Genomic DNA, 15767 nt, shown 5'->3' on the forward strand with positions numbered 1-15767 from the left:
CCCGCGCGCGCCTCACCGCCGCCATCGCCGCCCGCGCCGAGGCCAAGGGCGAGGTCGAGGCCATCGACCAGCGCCTGCGCGGCATCGACATCGAAGTCGACCGCCGCAAGCGCGACATCGCCGGCGTCGCCCGCCGCATCAACGAGCTGACCCAGGACGCCGCCCCCCGCCGCCGCGAGCAGGCCCGCCGCATCCAGCGCCTGCGCGCGCTGCGCCGCGGCATGCCGGCCGACTGGCGCGACCCGCAGGACAACCAGCGCCTGGCCGACAAATACGGCGACGCCCGCGGCGCCCGCACCGAACTCGAGCGCCTGCGCCAGCGCCTCAGCGGCGGCGAGTGGATCACCGACGACACCGTGCTCACCCTCGCCGCCCGCCTGCGCGCCGATGTGGGCGAGCGCGAAGCCCAGTTCCACGAGCGCGAGCGCCACGCCAGCGCCACCCGCCAGATCACCACCGAGGCCCGCGCCGCCTACATCGCCAAGCTGCGTGCCACCGTGCGCCAGTACGGCAAGAACCTGCGCGCCCTGGGCGATCTCGCCAACGTGGACGTGGACTGCCCGGTGCCCCATCTCGAGAACGACGACACCGGCCTGTCGTCAGCCGGCCTCGAGGTGCGCTTCGACTTCGACCGCAAGGGCGCCGTCGGCCTCAACGACGGCGAAGCCTCGGGCGGCCAGCAGGTGATGAAGTCGCTGATCCTGCTCATCGCGCTGCTGATGGACGACGCCCGCCCCGGCGGCTTCGTGTTCATCGACGAGCCCTTCGCCCACCTCGACATCGCCAACATCGACCGGGTCGGCAGCTTCCTGCGCGCCACCCGCGCCCAGTACCTGATCACCTCGCCGGTCACCCACAACGCCAACGTCTTCGCCCCGGCCCAGCTCACCCTGGTCACCCGCAAGAAGAAACCCGGCGACGACTGGGCCCCGCCCATCGGGCTGATCCAGCGCCATGTCTGACGAGGGCCGGGCTGACGACGGCTGGAGCCCGCCCGACGGCGACGGCATCCGCAGCCTGCGCCTGTCCGACCCGAAGCGCTCCAGCCTGAAGGGCAAGCGCCTGCGCCGGGCCGATCCGCCCCCCGCGGGCCTCGGCCTCGATGCCTGGCCCGCCGACGAACGCCAACTCCTCGCCGAATGGGTGCGCCGCGCCGGCGACAAGTCCACCCGCCACAGCACCCTCCTGGCCAGCGCCGGCGCCGCCCGCACGATGCTCGCCGACCGGCTGCTCCAGCGCCTGCTGCAGGGCGGCGCGGTGGAGATCGAGGAGAGCCACGAGCGCGGCCACTGGTGGCCCAGGCTGGTCCGCTTCCTCGCCCCGGCGGCCCTCCGCGCCGCCCTCGGCCTGGCCGAGCCGGATGCGGCAAGGCGGGCCTACCTCGAAGCCCGCAGCCAGCCGCTCGGCCACCCGGCGCTGGCCCGCGCCGCCGAGGCCCTCGACGCCCTGCCCCCGTCCCGCGGCCTGCCCCGGCTGGAGCTCCTCCTGGCCCTCGACGCCTGGAGCGCCGAACAACGCAGCGGCACCTGGCGCGACTTCGCACTGTTCGCCCGCGGCCACACCAAGCAGATCACCGAGGCCGAAAAAACCTGGCTCGCCGACGAGGTCGGCCTGGCGGATTTCCGCATCAGCACCCACACGCCCCTGCTGCGCCTCAAGGCCCCGTCGGTCCTCAGCCTCCCCGGCGGCGAGATCGCCCTGGGCGCGATGCCCGACTTCGCGGCCCTCACGCCGGCCAGCGTGGCCGCCATCATCGCCGCCCGCCAGCCGCCGCGGGTGTGGCATGTGGTCGAAAACCTCAGCAGCTTCGAGCGGGTCGCGCGCAGCTGCGCGGCCGACGAGGGGGCGCTGTGGCTGCCGGGCTACCCGCCGTCCTGGTGGCAGCAGGCGGTGGCCACGCTACTCCAGCACCTGCCCGCCCCGGCCCGCATCGCCTGCGACCCGGACCCGGACGGCATCGCCATCGCGCTCCAGGCCGGCGGCCTGTGGTCGGCCGCCGGCCTGCCCTGGCAACCCTGGCGGATGGGGCCGGCCGAGCTCCTCGGGCTGCCCATCCACCGCCCGCTCGACGAGCGCGACCGCCAGCTGCTGGCCAGCCTCGGCGCCGGCGCGCCGCTGCCGCCCGAGCTGGCGGCGCTGGCCGAAACCCTGCTGCAGCTGTCCGGCAAAGGCGAGCAGGAAGGCTACCTGTAGCCGCGGGCCGGGCTGCGGGCAGCACTTCAGATTCCCGCTGGCCAGACGTTAAAAGCTCACGACACTTCACACGTCCTTCGCCCGTGCGCGCCAGCCAGCCCTCCTCGCCTCCGCTGCCCAACCTCATCGAGCTTCTCGAGGGGGCCGAGGCGCTGTCGCGCACCAAGGACCTGCGCAGCATCTTCCGCACCGCTGCCGAATATGCAATTCGATTCATGGAGGGCAGCTACGGGCTGCTCTTCGCGGTGCGCTTCACGCCCCCCGACCTCACCGTCAGCCTGCTCGGCTGCTGCGTCTCGGATGGCACCGACACTTACTGGGACGACGTCTGCGACGGGCAATCGTGGCTGCCCGTCGACCCGCTGCTAGCCAACTGCCTGCACACCGATTTCGGCCACGCCATCGTCCAGGAGGGCGACATGTGGCGGCTGGCCTTTGCCGTCGGTGCGCTGGGGCAGGCCCGCTGGGTGCTCGAGATCCACAGCCCGACCAAGCCCCGCGACGCCGCCTGCAACGCCCTCAGCCTCTTCCTGCGCTGCTTCGAGAACCAGCACCAGCAGTGGGATTACGCCAACCTCGACACGCTCACCCGGCTGCTCAACCGCAAGACCTTCGACGACGACTTCGAGCGCCTGATCGCCGCCGCCGAGCTCGCCGAGCAGGCCCGCAAGATCCCCCTCGAACGCCGCGAGGCCGGCCAGACGGTGGCCCAGCCGTGCTGGCTCGGGGTGGTGGATATCGACCACTTCAAGAAGATCAACGACAACTTCGGCCACCTCTTCGGCGACGAGGTGCTGCTGCGCATCGCCGACCTCATGCGCCAGACCTTCCGCAGCAACGACAAGCTGTTCCGCTTCGGCGGCGAGGAGTTCGTGGTGATGCTCCGCAACGTGGCCGAGGACCACGTGCACAACATCTTCACCCGCTTCCGGCTGGCGGTTGAGCGGCATGATTTTCCGCAGGTCGGCCGGGTGGCCTGCTCGGTGGGCTTTGCCCGCATCGACCCGCGCCTCTCCCCCGCCGACCTCCTCGGCCGCGCCGACGAGGCGCTGTATTACTCCAAGCGCAACGGGCGCAATCAGGTCAATGGCTTCGACGAGCTCATCATGAGCGGCAAGCTGCGCATCACCACGCCGGCCTCCCAGGCGCTGATCCAGTCCGACGTGGACGAGATCTTCCTGTAGCCCGCCCGCCGCACCGCCCGCGACGGGCGCCCCGGTTTGTGTCAAAATTCAGGGCTTTGCAGCGTTTTGTCGATGCTGCCGCGGCCGTGCCGCGCCCCGATTCCGTTGATTGAAGAGCCCAAAATGTCCGACCAGACCAACACGCCCGCCCAGGACGAAAACCACCTGATCGCCGAACGCCGCCAGAAGCTCGCCGAATGGCGCGCCACCGGCAAGGCGTATCCGAACGATTTCTCCCGGGAAAACACCGCCGGCAAACTCGACGAAGTCTATGGCGAGAAAACCGCCGAAGAGCTCGAAGCGATGCCGGTGGACGTGAAGGTCGCCGGCCGCATCATGCTCAAGCGCGTGATGGGCAAGGCCAGCTTCATCACCATCCAGGACCTCTCCGGCCGCATCCAGCTCTACGTCACCCGCGACGCGCTGGGCGAAGAAGGCTATGCCGACTTCAAGCGCTGGGACATCGGCGACATTGTCGGCACCCAGGGCACCCTGTTCCGCACCAAGACCGGCGAGCTGTCGGTCAAGAGCAGCGAGATCCGCCTCCTCACCAAGAGCCTGCGCCCGCTGCCCGACAAGTTCCACGGCCTCACCGACACCGAGACCAAGTACCGCCAGCGCTATGTGGACCTCATCATGAGCGAGGAGTCCCGCCACACCTTCGTGGCCCGCAGCCGCCTGGTGCAGTCGATCCGCAACTACATGACCGGCCACGGCTTCCTCGAGGTCGAGACGCCGATGATGCATCCGATCCCCGGCGGCGCGGCGGCCAAGCCCTTCGTCACCCACCACAACGCCCTCGACATGCAGCAGTTCCTGCGCATCGCGCCGGAGCTCTACCTCAAGCGCCTGGTGGTGGGCGGCTTCGAGAAGGTCTTCGAAGTCAACCGCAACTTCCGCAACGAAGGCCTGTCGCCCCGCCACAACCCCGAATTCACGATGATGGAGTTCTACGAGGCCTACGCAGATTACCGCAGCCTCATGGACTTCACCGAAGGCCTGCTCCGCCACGCCGCCCGCGAGGCCCTGGGCACCGAAGTGTTCCAGTACCAGGGCCGCGAGCTCGACCTCTCCAGGCCCTTCCACCGCCTGACCATCGTCGAAGCCATCCGCAAGCACCACCCCGGCTTCACCGACGCCCAGCTGGCCGACGCCGCCTGGCTCAAGCAGAAGATCAACGATTTCGGCGAGAAGGTGAAGCCGGGCGGCCTCGGCAGCCTGCAGCTGCAGCTCTTCGAAGCCTGCGCCGAAGCCGAAACCTGGGAGCCGACCTTCATCATCGACTACCCGGTCGAAGTGAGCCCGCTGGCCCGTGCCTCCGACACCAACCCGGAGATCACCGAGCGCTTCGAGCTCTTCATCGTCGGCCGCGAGATCGCCAACGGCTTCTCCGAGCTCAACGACCCCGAAGACCAGGCCGCCCGCTTCCAGGCCCAGGCCCAGGCCAAGGAGGCCGGCGACGAGGAGGCCATGTACTACGACGCCGACTACATCCGCGCGCTGGAGTACGGCCTGCCCCCCACCGGCGGCTGCGGCATCGGCATCGACCGCCTGGTGATGCTGCTCACCGACAGCCCGGCGATCCGCGACGTCATCCTGTTCCCGCAGATGCGCCCGGAATCAGAATAAGCGCGGCCGCAAAGCCTTCGCAGCAGCCCCGCCCGGCAGATGCCTGGCGGGGCTTTTTCATGGCCGGCCGGGGTGAGGCCGACGAAGACACGCCTCCCCCTGCGCCGCCCTTGCTACAAGCTGTGACGGCAAGCGCCGGAAGGCCGCTGGCGACGTGACTTTCCTGCTTCTCCATATGGCGCAGGAGAAGCTATGGTGCTAACTTCACGACCTCGCGGAAAACCTCTGCCGGCAACGCTCCTGGCGTCCGGGCGCAGGTGCTGCCGCGCCGCCCGGGCAAAGATAGCCAGAAAAGGGCGGGACATCTGCCGGCGCTGCCCCGGACGCCACTCCGGGCAGGTTCCCGCCAGCCCCTCGCATCGCCGCTGTAACGCCACGCCATCCATGACCGAACTGAAGTCTTACGACCTCCCCGAACTCGAAGCACTCGCCGAGCAGATCAAGGCCGAGATCGTCAAACGCGAGCAGGAAGAGCAGGAACGGGCCCGCCAGGCCGCCGAAGCCGAGGCCGAGGCCGAAGCCGCACGTCAGGCCCAGGCCGCCGCCGAGGCTGCAGAACGAGCCGCAGCAGAAAAGGCCGCCGAAGCCTCACGCGAGATCGCCGAGAAGAAGGAAGCCGCCAAAAAGGAAACGGCAAGGAAAGCTGCCGAGAAGAAGGCCGCGGCAGAAGCCGCCAAGGAAGCCGCCCGGGAAGCGGCGCAGGCGGCCAAGCCAGACGCCGCCGCGCCGCCGCCAGCACCCGCGGTGCAGCCGGAGGCGCCGCACATTCGCTACATGCACCCCTCCAACCGAGCGCTGACGTGGTCTGGAGAAGGCACGATGCCCGACTGGATCAACGCCTGGCTGGTGACGGGCGGGACGCTGTATGCCCTCGAGATCGCCGCCGAAAAACTGGCACCGAAGCCCATCCCCGAGAGCTTCAAGCTGCGCTGAGCCCTAGCGGCGGCCCGACTCGATGAGCGCCATCAGGTCGGCCACCGTCACCGTCGTGTTGAGCATGCCATAGCCGATCAGCACCCCGAAGCGCTCCTCGATTCCGTAGATCAGCGCCAGCGCCGCGAACGAATCCCAGGTACCCAGCTTGCGGAATTCGGTCTCCGCCCCGATGAGCTCGGGGGTGACCTCCATGGCCCTGGCCAGCACGGCACACAGCGCCTCCATCAGGGCTTGGCCCCAGCACCGCTACGGCCGCCCGCGATCGCCCGGAGCTTGTCGCGCAAGCCACTCGACGGATAACCCAACTCGGAGGCGCGCTCCGCGTGCGTGAGCGCCTCGGCATAACGCTTGTTCTCGTAGAGGGCGCGGGCGATGAAATGCTCCGCATCCGGATACTCGCCGTCCTTCATCTCGTCATACTTGAGGAGCAGCTCGAGGGCTTCCTTGAAGCGTTTTTCGGAAAACAGGGCATCGGCCATCGACAGATAACAGAGGCGGTTCTGCGGCTGCGCCTGGATGCAGCCCTGCCACAGCGAGCTCGCCCTGGCCCGGTCGCCGGACCGGTAGTACGCGGTCGCCACGTAGCTGGTCGCATAGGGGTAACCGGGTTCGCCCGGCTCCATCTCGCTCTGGCTGTAGGTCAGTTCGCCAATGGCCTGCTGATAGCGGGCCTTGCCGATCTTCGCCCGCTCCAGGTAAACCAGGCCCATGCAGAAGTGATGCGGACCGGCCAGGCCGTAAATGTTCGGCATCGAATTCGCCCAGCTCAGGGGCAGCGTGTTGCTGGGCGGAACGATCTGCTTGTAACCGGAGCGCAGGATCCAGGCCTTGCAGTAGTCGGGAAGGGTGCTCCACTCGACCGGCGTCAAGGGAGACATCGCCGCCGCCGGGCCGGACATTGCCGCCAAGGCCGCCGCCGTGACGGCAAAACAGGCCGCCCGCATCTTGTTAGCTGAAATCATCGAAATTCCCATCAAACCGGGTGAAGCCCCTGGCCCGCCCGGCGGTCGTACGGTTTTTGCGCGGACGCCTTGCCGGCAGCCCCGGATTCTGCGGCGCCGGCAGGCGCGCGCGCCATTATCCTACGAATCGCCGTCTGATTCCCGAGCCCCTCGTTACGAGGCGGCGCCCCGCCCGCCGCAACCGGGGCTGGCGGGCCCGGAGTTCAGGGTTTGCGGGCCACGAGGCCGATGAGTGCCGAACGGCCCCGGTGGCCGGCCCCCTCGTTCACGTCTTCCTCGTACTCGACCAGCTCTTCCATCGTCCAGTCGGCGAAGGCTTCGCGCAGGATCTCCGGCGTGTAGAGGTTCTCGACCGCCGAGGGGCCGCCGGTGCGGTATTCAAGCTGCTTCGGCGTGTAGCCCTGCAGCAGGATGCGCCCGCCCGGACGGGTGAGCTGCTTCATGACCTCGAACTGGCGCTCCCGCCATTCCGGGCCGACGAACTGGATGAAGATCCCGACCACCCAGTCGAAGGCCCCCTGCAGCGCGGCAGGCGGCCAGCCCGGCGCCAGCATGTCGGCCTGCATGAAATCCACCTGCACCTTGCGCCCGGCGGCGAGGCGGCGGGCCTTGTGCACCGCCACCGACGAGATCTCGACGGCCGTCACCTCCAGCCCCTGCTCCGCCAGCCACACCGAATTACGGCCTTCGCCGTCGGCCACCGACAAGGCCGTGCGGCCCTCCTGGAGCAGGTCGGCCCGATGGGCCAGGAAGCGGTTCGGCTCGGTGCCGAAAAGATAATCTTCGCCGGCATCCTGGTAACGCTTGGTCCACACGCTTTCCTGATTGATGGGCATGGCAGTCTCTCCCTTTGGATTTGATGTTGTCGCGATTAGACGTCTGCAGCATATCGATGGACCGCGGGCGCAGCAGAAAAGTTGCCTGGCCTCAGCGCGGCCCCATGGCTCCATCGAGAAAGCCGGTCAGCGTGTCCAGGTGACGCTCCAGATCGGCGTACTCGTCGTGGCTGCCGGGCATCAGCAGCAACTGGGCGCGGGCGGCACCACGGCTGGCGTGGATCTGCTCGGCCTCGGCGACCGGCACCACCGCGTCGTCGCACCCGTGGGCGATGAGCACCGGGCAGCTCACCCGGGCGATCGTGTGGCAGGGCGCGATGTCGTCGAAGCGGTGGCCGATCACCCGCTGGACGTACCACAGGATATAGGCGCCCACCGGCCAATACGGAACCCCCTTGGCCGCCAGCCAGCGCCGCATCATCGCGGCCGGGTGGGCAAACGCGGCCAGGCTGATCACCGCGGCCAGGTCGTGGCGTCGCGACGCCAGCAGCAGCGCCGCACCGGCCCCCACCGAGTGGCCGATCACGCCGACCCGCTCCGGCGCCACCTCCGGCCGGCCGCGCAGCCAGTCGACGGCGGCGCCGAGATCTTCGGCAAAGCGCGGCAGCGACGCGAAGCTGTCGTCGTCGCTGCGGCCATGGCAGCGGGCGTCAAAAAACAGGAGCGCATAGCCGGCCCGGTGCAGCGGCGCGGCCAGGGGCAACATCAGCTCGGCGTTGCCGCCCCAGCCATGGATGATGGCCAGCGCAGGGGCACCCTCGCCGGCCGGGATGAACCACCCGAAAAGCCTGCGCCCACGCAGCGTGGCGATGTGCACCGCCTGCCACCGCAGCCCCACGGGCTCGCCCGCCTCAGGCAACCGCGGCGCCGCGAGGCTGCGGCGGATCAGCCAGTTCAGGCCAAGCACGGCCAGCGCAAGCAGCGCCCCGGCAAAGGCCAGCCCGCTCACCGGCCTGGCCTCCTGCGGCAACCCCCGCCGCCGAGGGCAAGGCCAGAGCCCCGCGAACGCCCTCCGGGCCAAGCCGACGAGGCGCCCCGCGCTCGCCCGGGGGCGGGGCAAACACAGGCGCGACAGGCCGGGGGCGGCATGGCAGAAGGCGTCATGGGTTTCAGTCTAACCGTAAATTAGATTTTTCTAATAAACAGGTGCATCACGAAGCTCAAGCCACCAGACGCATCCACACCCGCCCCGGCTCCCGCTCCACCACCACACCGGTGTCGGTGGTGGAGTAAGTGAGAAAGCACACCTGGCGCGGATCGGACAACACGCAGGGGTTGAGCACCCCGTGGATGTCGCCATCGCAACGGGCCGAGCGCGACACCAGGCCCGGGTGGCCCTCCCGGTTCAGGCGTGCACCGATCTGTTGGGTCAGGCTGTAATCGGCCGGGTCGACCAGCGCCGGCGCATGGGCGAGCGCGGGCCGCAGATCGAGCAGCGCCGCATCGCAGCGCACCCGGTACAACTTGCGCTCGACCCGGATGCCCGGCCGGGTGAAGCCGGCGTCCTGCAAAAAGCCGCTGCGCCAGTGGTGGACGGTCTCGTGGACGGTGGTCTCGATGCTGTCGGCGCCGTACCACACGCCGAAACTGCCGTCCGAATAGCGGCTGCGCATCCAGTGCCGGAAGGGGTAATGGATCGCGTCGTTCCAGCGGGCTTCCTCGAAGGGGCGGTGGAGCACCGGCTGGGCCGAGGTGAACGCGGGCGGCTTGGTGGCCACCTCCAGGGCGATCGCCGCATCCCAGTCGGCGGGGCGGTCGGAGAGATCGTCGAAGAGGTCCTGGGAGACGCGCAGCGAGACGATGTTGCGCATCAGGTCGGCGTGGGTCTCGGCCAAGCCAGCGTGGGCAAAGACGTCCTCGCTCATTGGCCGCGGGCCCGGTCGAGGTAGGCCAGCACCATCAGCAGGCCGGCAAAGCCGAACTCGCGGATCACCTCGATGGGGGAGCGATTGTCGAAGGCCCGGTTGCGGGTCTTGATCCACGCGTAGGCCAGATCGCGGTCGAGGGGAAACAGCAGGCGCAGGTTCTTGTGGATGGCCAGCAGATGGCCGGCCCGCTCGAGGGTGTCGCGGCTGCCCGAAATCGGCTCGCCGCGGCGGTAGCGGGCCAGCGCAGCCCGGTTGGTGACCGAGAAGCCCAGGGCGTCGAGCTGCTCCTCGGTGCTGAGCTTCCAGTGGTCGAACAGCTTCATCAACATGCCGGCAATGGCCTTGCGGTCGATGCTGTCGGTGGCACTGGCGGTTACGGCAAGCATGGCCTTCTCCAGGGACGTCTTGTTTTTATTGTAACTCCTTGAGTTTTACTTACAACAAAATTTGATTCAACGCCCGGCCAGCGTGGCGACACGCCGGGGCGCCCGTTGCGAGCGCGGTCACGGGCGGGCGGCCCGCCGCCCGATGCTCGCGGCGCTCCAGCCGGGGGAGTTGCCTTGAGTCGGCCCGGAGCGCACATGGACAAAAGGCCCCGCAGGGCCTTTTGTCCTTTTGCCTGGAAGCGGGTCAGCGCTCAACCGCCGGTCACCGGCGGAAAGAAAGCCACCTCGTCGCCGCTCTTCACGGCCACGCCGAAACCCGCCATCTGCTGATTGACCGCGCAGCGCAGGTTCTTCGCGGTGGCCAGGGCGTCGCGCCCCTGCCCTGCCAGCCAGTCCCGCAGGGCGCCGACCGTGGCAACGCCGGCTGGCAGCTCGACCTCCTCGCCGCCCATGCCGAGGGCCTCCCGGAGGCCGGCGAAGTACTGGATACGCACACTCATGGAAAAACTCCCTGACAAGTCCGTCTGATCCACCCCGCCGGGCGAGCGGGCCGGGAGATTGTTCTTTACATCACCCAGCCCGCGCATGCCTCAGAGGGACAGCACCCAGCTGGCGAGCTTCTTCGCCTCGTCGTCGGTCACGTTGTTGGGCGGCATCGGCACCGGGCCCCACTTGCCGGAGCCGCCGGCCTTGATCGTCGCGGCGAGGGCCTCGGCGGCCTTCTTGTCGCCCTTGTACTTCGCGGCGACGTCCTTGTAGGCGGGGCCGACCATCTTGCGCTCGACGGCATGGCAGCCCATGCAGTTCTTCGATTTGGCGAGCTCCGGGCTGGCAGCAGCCTGGCCGGCGAGGCCCGCGGCGACAAGGACGAAAAGGGCCATGGAGAGGGATTTCATTGTTGCTTTCCTTCAGATCTTCACATGAAAGAAGCAGGCCACCGCGGCCTGCTTCGACTGGGTAACTACAGGTTTACATCGGGCCGGCGTCCTTGGCGTTGGCCTCCAGGAACTTCAGGACGATGTCTTTCTCCTGGTCGTTCAGGCCGGCCCGCGGGAACATGCTCTGTGTGATGCCGTGCCACTGCTTCTTGGTGTAGTCGCCCGGCTCGCGGGGCACGTGGCACAGGGTGCAACGCTCGTAGAACAGCTTTTCACCCGGCGTCATGTTGGCCATCGTGACGCCCTTCAGCTTGGCGGCGCGCTCGACCAGCTTCATCCCGGCCACGTTGAGGGCCAGCTTGCCGCTGCGCTCGACGGGCGGCGGGTCGTAGGCCTTGTTCTCGCCCTCGGCATCGGTGCACTTCTTGAGGCTGGCGATGCAGGTGTTGGCGCTGGTAGCCTGGCTGAGGCCGCTGGAGGCGACGCTGGTGGTGATCATGTTGATCGCCCCGCTGTTGCAGCGGCCGCGGGAGTCGAGCTGGATCCAGTTGCCCTCCTCGAGGCTGACCACGCCCTTCATGATCTGGTCGGTAACCACCGCGCCAGCGATCAGCGCGCCGCGCTCGTTGTAGAGCTCCACCAAATCGCCGCTCTTGATTCCGTTGGCAGCGGCGTCTTCGACGCTGATGCGCACATGCTGGCGGCCCTTCACGTTCTCGTACTTGCGCACGTCGGCCTGGGCCATCTGGCTATGCACCCGGTTGAAGGGGTGCGGGCTGACCACGTGCACCTGGCCCGCCTTGGCGTTGCCGAGGTATTCGGCCGGCTCGAGGAATTTCGGGATCGGCGGGCAGTCGGGCACCTTGAAGCTGGCAATCTCGTCGCAGTACAGCTCGATCTTGCCCGACTTGGTGTGCAGCGGGCTCTTGACCGGGTCGGTGTAGAAATCACCGTGGCGCACCCACTGGCGCATCTTCTCGGGCACCTCGAGATGCACGATGCCCTTCTCCCAGAACTCGGCAAACGGCACCTTGGTCTCGGCGTTCTTGTAGGCGTTCTCGAGGATCTGCATCACCGTCTGGCCTTCGGTGAACTGGTAGCCGACACCCATCAGCTCGCCGAGGCGGCTGAAGATCTCGAAGTCGTCGAGGCTCTCGCCGAAGGGCTGGATCACCTGGCGCATCGCGTAGATCTTGTCGTTGCTGTAGGTGCCGCCGCTGCTGATGTCGGGGCGCTCCAGCGCCGAGGTGGCCGGCAGCACGATGTCGGCAAAGCGCGACGAGGCGCACCACCACGGGTCCTGGTTGATCACCGTGTGCACCTGCTTGTTCATGGCCCGGATCAGCTCGTTGGTGTTCTGCTGGTGGGACATGAAGTTGTTGCCGGCGTTGTAGATCAGGCGCGCGTCCGGGTAAGTGTGCACCGCGCCGTCGCGGGTGTATTTCTTGCCGGGGTTCATCAGCATCTCGCTGATCCGCGAGGCCGGGCAGCGCGCCTTCACCGGGTTGCGGCCCTGGGACAGGCCGACCGGCATGGCCTTGGTGGACTGGGGCATGCCGCCGCCGCCGTAATGCCAGCTGAAGCCGACGCCTTCGCCCGGCTTGCCGATCTTGCCCAGCATCGCCGCGAAGTTGATGATCGCCCAGTGGGTCATCTCGCCGTGGTGGGCGCGCTGCAGCGACCAGGCACCGGCAAACTGGGTGCGCTTGCTGGCAAAGAGCTCGGCCAGCTCGACGATCCTCTGCGCCGGGATGCCGGTGATCTTGGCGGCCCATTCGGGGGTCTTAGGCGGCGTGCCGTCGGCGTCCTTGCCCAGCAGGTAGGGCAGGAACTTGTCGAAGCCCACGGTGTACTTGCCCAGGTAGGCCTTGTCGTACTTGCCCGTCGTATAGACGTGGTAGGCCATCGCCAGGAACAGCGCGGTGTCGGTGTTGGGGATGATCTTCACCCATTCCGAGCCCAGCGCGTTGTCGGTGGGCGTGTATTGCGGGTTGATCGAGATGAACTTGACGCCGCGCTCCTTGATCTGCTTCCAGCGCGGGAACATCTGGTGGTCAGCCACCGTGTATTCGATTCGGTTGTTCTTCCACGGGTCGCAGCCGATCCACACCACCACCTCGGTATGCTCGGCGATCACCTCCCAGGCGGTCTGGGGCGAATACACCTCCATGTCGCCGATGATGTGGGGCAGGCTGATCTGCGAGGCGCCGCCCGAATAGTCGCCGGTGGTCACCGAATGGCCGCCGATCAGGCCGAACAGGCGCCCCTGCAGCACCTGCGGGCGCAGCAGGCCGGCGTGGGACCAGCCGCCGTAGCTCGAGCTGAAAAGGGCCTCGTTGCCGTTCTTCTCGGCGGTGGTGAGGATGGCGTTGGCGGTGAGGGCCAGGATCTCCTCCCAGGTCACCCGCACAAACGGCTCCTTGCCGCGCAGATGGGGCTTGGTGTCGCCCATCGGGTTGGCCAGGTAGGACTTGCGGACCATCGGGTACTTCACGCGGCTCTTGTGATAGACGCGGCTGATCAGGCCCTCGGTGAGCATCTTGGTGGGCATCGCATCGATGCCGGGCAGCGGCTGCATGCCCACCAGCACGCCCTTCTTGACCACCGCCTTGAACGGCCCCCAGTGGCTCGCGCTGGGGATCACCACCGTGTCGGCACCGAACACCTCGCTCGCGCCGAACCAGCTGAGGCTGCCCGCAGCAACGCTGGTGGCAACGGACGCCTTCAGAAACTCTCTTCTCGAAACAGCCATGACCGCATCTCCCGTAAAGATCGGCTTCGCCATGAAGCCTTCCACGGAGACAAGCTTAGCCACCGGCGATGAACAGTTCGGCACGGTTTCGTAAGCCTGGGCCGCCTTTGTGTTAACCGACGTTAACAGGCCCGCCAACAACCACCGCCGCCCACCCCCGCACGGCCCTGAATCCCGGCGCCGGCGCGGGGTACACCCACCCCTGGCGCGCCCTCGCCCCATTAACACGATGCGCCCTTGCATTCACGTTTCCGGGGACTGCCGTTCATACCGGATCGCCATCATCCGCCCTGAAGCGATTTGCACTGACAGTTCGAATCACCGTCCATCTGACGACCAGGGAGCATCAAATGAAACAGCTTTCCAGACTTGCCATCGCCGGCATGGCCGTGGCCCTGACCCACTCCGCCATGGCCGCCGACGACGCCGAGACGCTCTTCGGCGGCACCTTCGGCGCCAACATGAAGTTCGCCACCGACTACGTCTTCCGCGGCGAATCCGAGACCAACGACGGCCAGATCCCCGCCATCCAGGGCTCGATCACCTGGAGCCACCCGAGCGGCTACTATGCCGGCTTCTTCGGCTCCACCAACAAGTTCGCCAGCGCCCCCGACATCAGCGCCGTGGTCGGCCCCTACATCGGCAAGACCGGCACCATCAGCGCCGCCGACATCGGCTACAACGTGATGGTCTTCGACTACCAGTATCCGGGCGCCAACAAGTACAACTACACCGAGCTGTACATGTACGCCTGGAAGCAGTTCGGCGACTTCAACCTGAAGTTCGAGGTCACCCCCACCCTCAACGACTGGTTCGGCGTGGACGGCTGGAAGGGCATCAACTACGCCGTCCATCCCAAGATGGCCCTGCCCTACGGCGTCACCCTCGACGGCAGCTACGGCTACCAGCAGCTCGACGGCACCGGCGCCCAGGGCTGGCACCACTGGAACCTCGGCGTGAGCAAGAAGTTCGTCGGCCTCACCTTCGATCTGCGCTACCACGACACCGACATCACCTCCGGCCACAAGGTGTATGGCTCGCCGGCTGGCCTGAAGATCTTCGACCAACGCGTCGTGTTCGCGGTCTCGAAGAGCTTCTGAGCGCCCGCCGACTTTCCACCCCGGCCCGAGGCGCAGCGCCCCGGGCCCTTTGACCAGACGAGGACGCGATGCTCATCGACGGTTCAGGCAGACACATCAGCTATCTCCGGCTGTCCGTCACCGACCGCTGCGACCTGCGCTGCACCTACTGCATGCCCGAAGGTTTCCAGAGCGACGACGAACCCCGCGAGTGGCTGAGCTTCGACGAGCTCGAGCGGCTCGCCGGCGTCTTTGCCCGCCAGGGCGTCGAGCACATCCGGCTGACCGGCGGCGAGCCCCTGCTGCGCCGCAACCTGCCCGAGCTCGCCGCGCGCCTGGCCGCGGTGCCGGGCATCCGCGACCTGTCCCTGTCCACCAACGGCACCCGGCTCGCCGAGTTCGCCGGCGAGCTGCGGCGCGCCGGCGTGGCGCGGCTCAACGTGAGCCTGGATTCCCTAGACCGCAACCGCGTGGCGCAGATCGCCCGACGCGACGTGCTGCCGCAGATCCTCGACGGGCTGGAAGCAGCCCGCGGGCTGGGCTTCAGGCAGATCAAGATCAACATGGTCGCGCTGCCCGACACCTCCCACGACGAGATCGAGGCAATGACCGAATACTGCATCGCGCGGGGCTTCATCCTGCGCCTGATCGAGACCATGCCGGTCGGCCAGTCCGGCCAGAACGCCGGCTTCATCGACCTGCGGCCGGTGATGCAGCGCATGCGCGAACAGTTCGGCCTCATCGACGGCGTGGTGCCCGGCGGCGGGCCGGCGCGCTACCTGGTGTCGCCGGACCGCAAGTTCAAGATCGGCTTCATCACCGCGATCTCGCAGCACTTCTGCGACACCTGCAACCGCATCCGGCTGGCCGCCAACGGCACCCTGCACCTGTGCCTCGGCCGCGACGAGGCGGTGGATTTCCGCCAGCTGATGCGCAGCGGCCACAGCGACACCGAGATCCTCGCCGCGCTGCAGGCCGGCCTCGCCCACAAGCCCGCCCGCCACGACTTCGGCAACACGCAGCACCGCCTCATCCGCATGATGTCCGCCACCGGGGGCTGAACG

Annotated in this window: 15 protein-coding genes and 1 pseudogene; 7 read left to right on the forward strand and 9 right to left on the reverse strand. The window is 67.9% G+C overall.

What is annotated here, in order from left to right; genetic code table 11:
• The 5 genes and pseudogenes from ZRA01_RS11065 to ZRA01_RS11085 form a co-directional block, all read left to right on the forward strand.
• Positions 1 to 962 (forward strand): annotated as a pseudogene (locus tag ZRA01_RS11065) (chromosome segregation protein SMC); the annotation flags it as partial.
• Positions 955 to 2193 carry a hypothetical protein gene (locus ZRA01_RS11070; RefSeq protein WP_141352129.1) on the forward strand — a complete coding sequence of 413 codons (1239 nt, stop codon included), beginning with the start codon at positions 955 to 957 and terminating at the stop codon, positions 2191 to 2193. The pseudogene ZRA01_RS11065 and the gene ZRA01_RS11070, both read left to right, overlap by 8 nt.
• Before the next feature lie 83 nt (positions 2194 to 2276).
• Positions 2277 to 3377, forward strand: a complete 1101-nt coding sequence (locus ZRA01_RS11075; RefSeq protein ID WP_141352131.1) for a GGDEF domain-containing protein — start codon at positions 2277 to 2279, stop codon at positions 3375 to 3377.
• Positions 3378 to 3500: 123 nt separating this feature from the next.
• On the forward strand, positions 3501 to 5006 hold the full coding sequence (gene lysS / locus ZRA01_RS11080) for a lysine--tRNA ligase (protein WP_141352133.1): 1506 nt from the start codon (positions 3501 to 3503) through the stop codon (positions 5004 to 5006).
• Between the two features lie 384 nt (positions 5007 to 5390).
• Complete coding sequence (locus ZRA01_RS11085) at positions 5391 to 5939, forward strand: H-NS family nucleoid-associated regulatory protein (RefSeq protein WP_141352135.1); 549 nt, start codon at positions 5391 to 5393, stop codon at positions 5937 to 5939.
• 3 nt (positions 5940 to 5942) lie between these two features.
• Here ZRA01_RS11085 and ZRA01_RS11090 read toward each other — a convergent pair whose 3' ends face one another.
• The 9 genes from ZRA01_RS11090 to ZRA01_RS11130 form a co-directional block, all read right to left on the reverse strand.
• Positions 5943 to 6167, reverse strand: a complete 225-nt coding sequence (locus ZRA01_RS11090; RefSeq protein WP_141352137.1) for an acyl carrier protein — start codon at positions 6165 to 6167, stop codon at positions 5943 to 5945.
• Complete coding sequence (locus tag ZRA01_RS11095; RefSeq protein ID WP_170182951.1) at positions 6167 to 6904, reverse strand: tetratricopeptide repeat protein; 738 nt, start codon at positions 6902 to 6904, stop codon at positions 6167 to 6169. Before ZRA01_RS11095 ends, ZRA01_RS11090 begins: the two co-directional genes overlap by 1 nt.
• A gap of 203 nt (positions 6905 to 7107) precedes the next feature.
• Positions 7108 to 7740, reverse strand: a complete 633-nt coding sequence (locus ZRA01_RS11100; protein WP_141352141.1) for an SAM-dependent methyltransferase — start codon at positions 7738 to 7740, stop codon at positions 7108 to 7110.
• Between the two features lie 91 nt (positions 7741 to 7831).
• A complete protein-coding gene (locus ZRA01_RS11105; protein WP_141352143.1) occupies positions 7832 to 8689 on the reverse strand; it encodes an alpha/beta hydrolase in 858 nt (285 codons plus the stop codon).
• A gap of 211 nt (positions 8690 to 8900) precedes the next feature.
• Positions 8901 to 9605 carry an RES family NAD+ phosphorylase gene (locus ZRA01_RS11110; RefSeq protein WP_141352145.1) on the reverse strand — a complete coding sequence of 235 codons (705 nt, stop codon included), beginning with the start codon at positions 9603 to 9605 and terminating at the stop codon, positions 8901 to 8903.
• Positions 9602 to 9994, reverse strand: a complete 393-nt coding sequence (locus tag ZRA01_RS11115; protein ID WP_141352147.1) for an MbcA/ParS/Xre antitoxin family protein — start codon at positions 9992 to 9994, stop codon at positions 9602 to 9604. The genes ZRA01_RS11110 and ZRA01_RS11115 overlap by 4 nt, the downstream gene beginning before the upstream one ends.
• A gap of 251 nt (positions 9995 to 10245) precedes the next feature.
• Complete coding sequence (moaD, locus tag ZRA01_RS11120; protein WP_141352149.1) at positions 10246 to 10494, reverse strand: molybdopterin converting factor subunit 1; 249 nt, start codon at positions 10492 to 10494, stop codon at positions 10246 to 10248.
• A gap of 90 nt (positions 10495 to 10584) precedes the next feature.
• Positions 10585 to 10890 (reverse strand): c-type cytochrome, encoded by a 306-nt coding sequence (locus tag ZRA01_RS11125; RefSeq protein WP_174851609.1) that lies wholly within the window; start codon positions 10888 to 10890, stop codon positions 10585 to 10587.
• Positions 10891 to 10963: 73 nt separating this feature from the next.
• Positions 10964 to 13657 carry a molybdopterin-dependent oxidoreductase gene (locus tag ZRA01_RS11130; protein ID WP_246093641.1) on the reverse strand — a complete coding sequence of 898 codons (2694 nt, stop codon included), beginning with the start codon at positions 13655 to 13657 and terminating at the stop codon, positions 10964 to 10966.
• 317 nt (positions 13658 to 13974) lie between these two features.
• Here ZRA01_RS11130 and ZRA01_RS11135 point away from each other — a divergent pair, with 317 nt between their 5' ends.
• Together ZRA01_RS11135 and moaA are read left to right on the forward strand one after the other, a co-directional pair.
• Positions 13975 to 14724, forward strand: a complete 750-nt coding sequence (locus tag ZRA01_RS11135) for a TorF family putative porin (RefSeq protein ID WP_141352151.1) — start codon at positions 13975 to 13977, stop codon at positions 14722 to 14724.
• Positions 14725 to 14792: 68 nt separating this feature from the next.
• Positions 14793 to 15764, forward strand: a complete 972-nt coding sequence (gene moaA / locus ZRA01_RS11140) for a GTP 3',8-cyclase MoaA (protein WP_141352153.1) — start codon at positions 14793 to 14795, stop codon at positions 15762 to 15764.
• Positions 15765 to 15767: the final 3 nt, after the last annotated feature.

Source organism: Zoogloea ramigera, from assembly GCF_006539865.1.
GTDB lineage: Bacteria > Pseudomonadota > Gammaproteobacteria > Burkholderiales > Rhodocyclaceae > Zoogloea > Zoogloea ramigera.

Bases quoted from the DNA above. Each gene is read 5' to 3' on its own strand.
- ZRA01_RS11070 (WP_141352129.1), top strand. From the start codon at position 955: ATGTCTGACGAGGGCCGGGCTGACGACGGCTGGAGCCCGCCCGACGGC.
- lysS (WP_141352133.1), top strand. From the start codon at position 3,501: ATGTCCGACCAGACCAACACGCCCGCCCAGGACGAAAACCACCTGATC.
- ZRA01_RS11085 (WP_141352135.1), top strand. From the start codon at position 5,391: ATGACCGAACTGAAGTCTTACGACCTCCCCGAACTCGAAGCACTCGCC.
- ZRA01_RS11090 (WP_141352137.1), bottom strand. From the start codon at position 6,167: ATGGAGGCGCTGTGTGCCGTGCTGGCCAGGGCCATGGAGGTCACCCCC.
- ZRA01_RS11095 (WP_170182951.1), bottom strand. From the start codon at position 6,904: ATGATTTCAGCTAACAAGATGCGGGCGGCCTGTTTTGCCGTCACGGCG.
- ZRA01_RS11100 (WP_141352141.1), bottom strand. From the start codon at position 7,740: ATGCCCATCAATCAGGAAAGCGTGTGGACCAAGCGTTACCAGGATGCC.
- ZRA01_RS11110 (WP_141352145.1), bottom strand. From the start codon at position 9,605: ATGAGCGAGGACGTCTTTGCCCACGCTGGCTTGGCCGAGACCCACGCC.
- ZRA01_RS11115 (WP_141352147.1), bottom strand. From the start codon at position 9,994: ATGCTTGCCGTAACCGCCAGTGCCACCGACAGCATCGACCGCAAGGCC.
- moaD (WP_141352149.1), bottom strand. From the start codon at position 10,494: ATGAGTGTGCGTATCCAGTACTTCGCCGGCCTCCGGGAGGCCCTCGGC.
- ZRA01_RS11125 (WP_174851609.1), bottom strand. From the start codon at position 10,890: ATGAAATCCCTCTCCATGGCCCTTTTCGTCCTTGTCGCCGCGGGCCTC.
- ZRA01_RS11130 (WP_246093641.1), bottom strand. From the start codon at position 13,657: ATGGCGAAGCCGATCTTTACGGGAGATGCGGTCATGGCTGTTTCGAGA.
- ZRA01_RS11135 (WP_141352151.1), top strand. From the start codon at position 13,975: ATGAAACAGCTTTCCAGACTTGCCATCGCCGGCATGGCCGTGGCCCTG.
- moaA (WP_141352153.1), top strand. From the start codon at position 14,793: ATGCTCATCGACGGTTCAGGCAGACACATCAGCTATCTCCGGCTGTCC.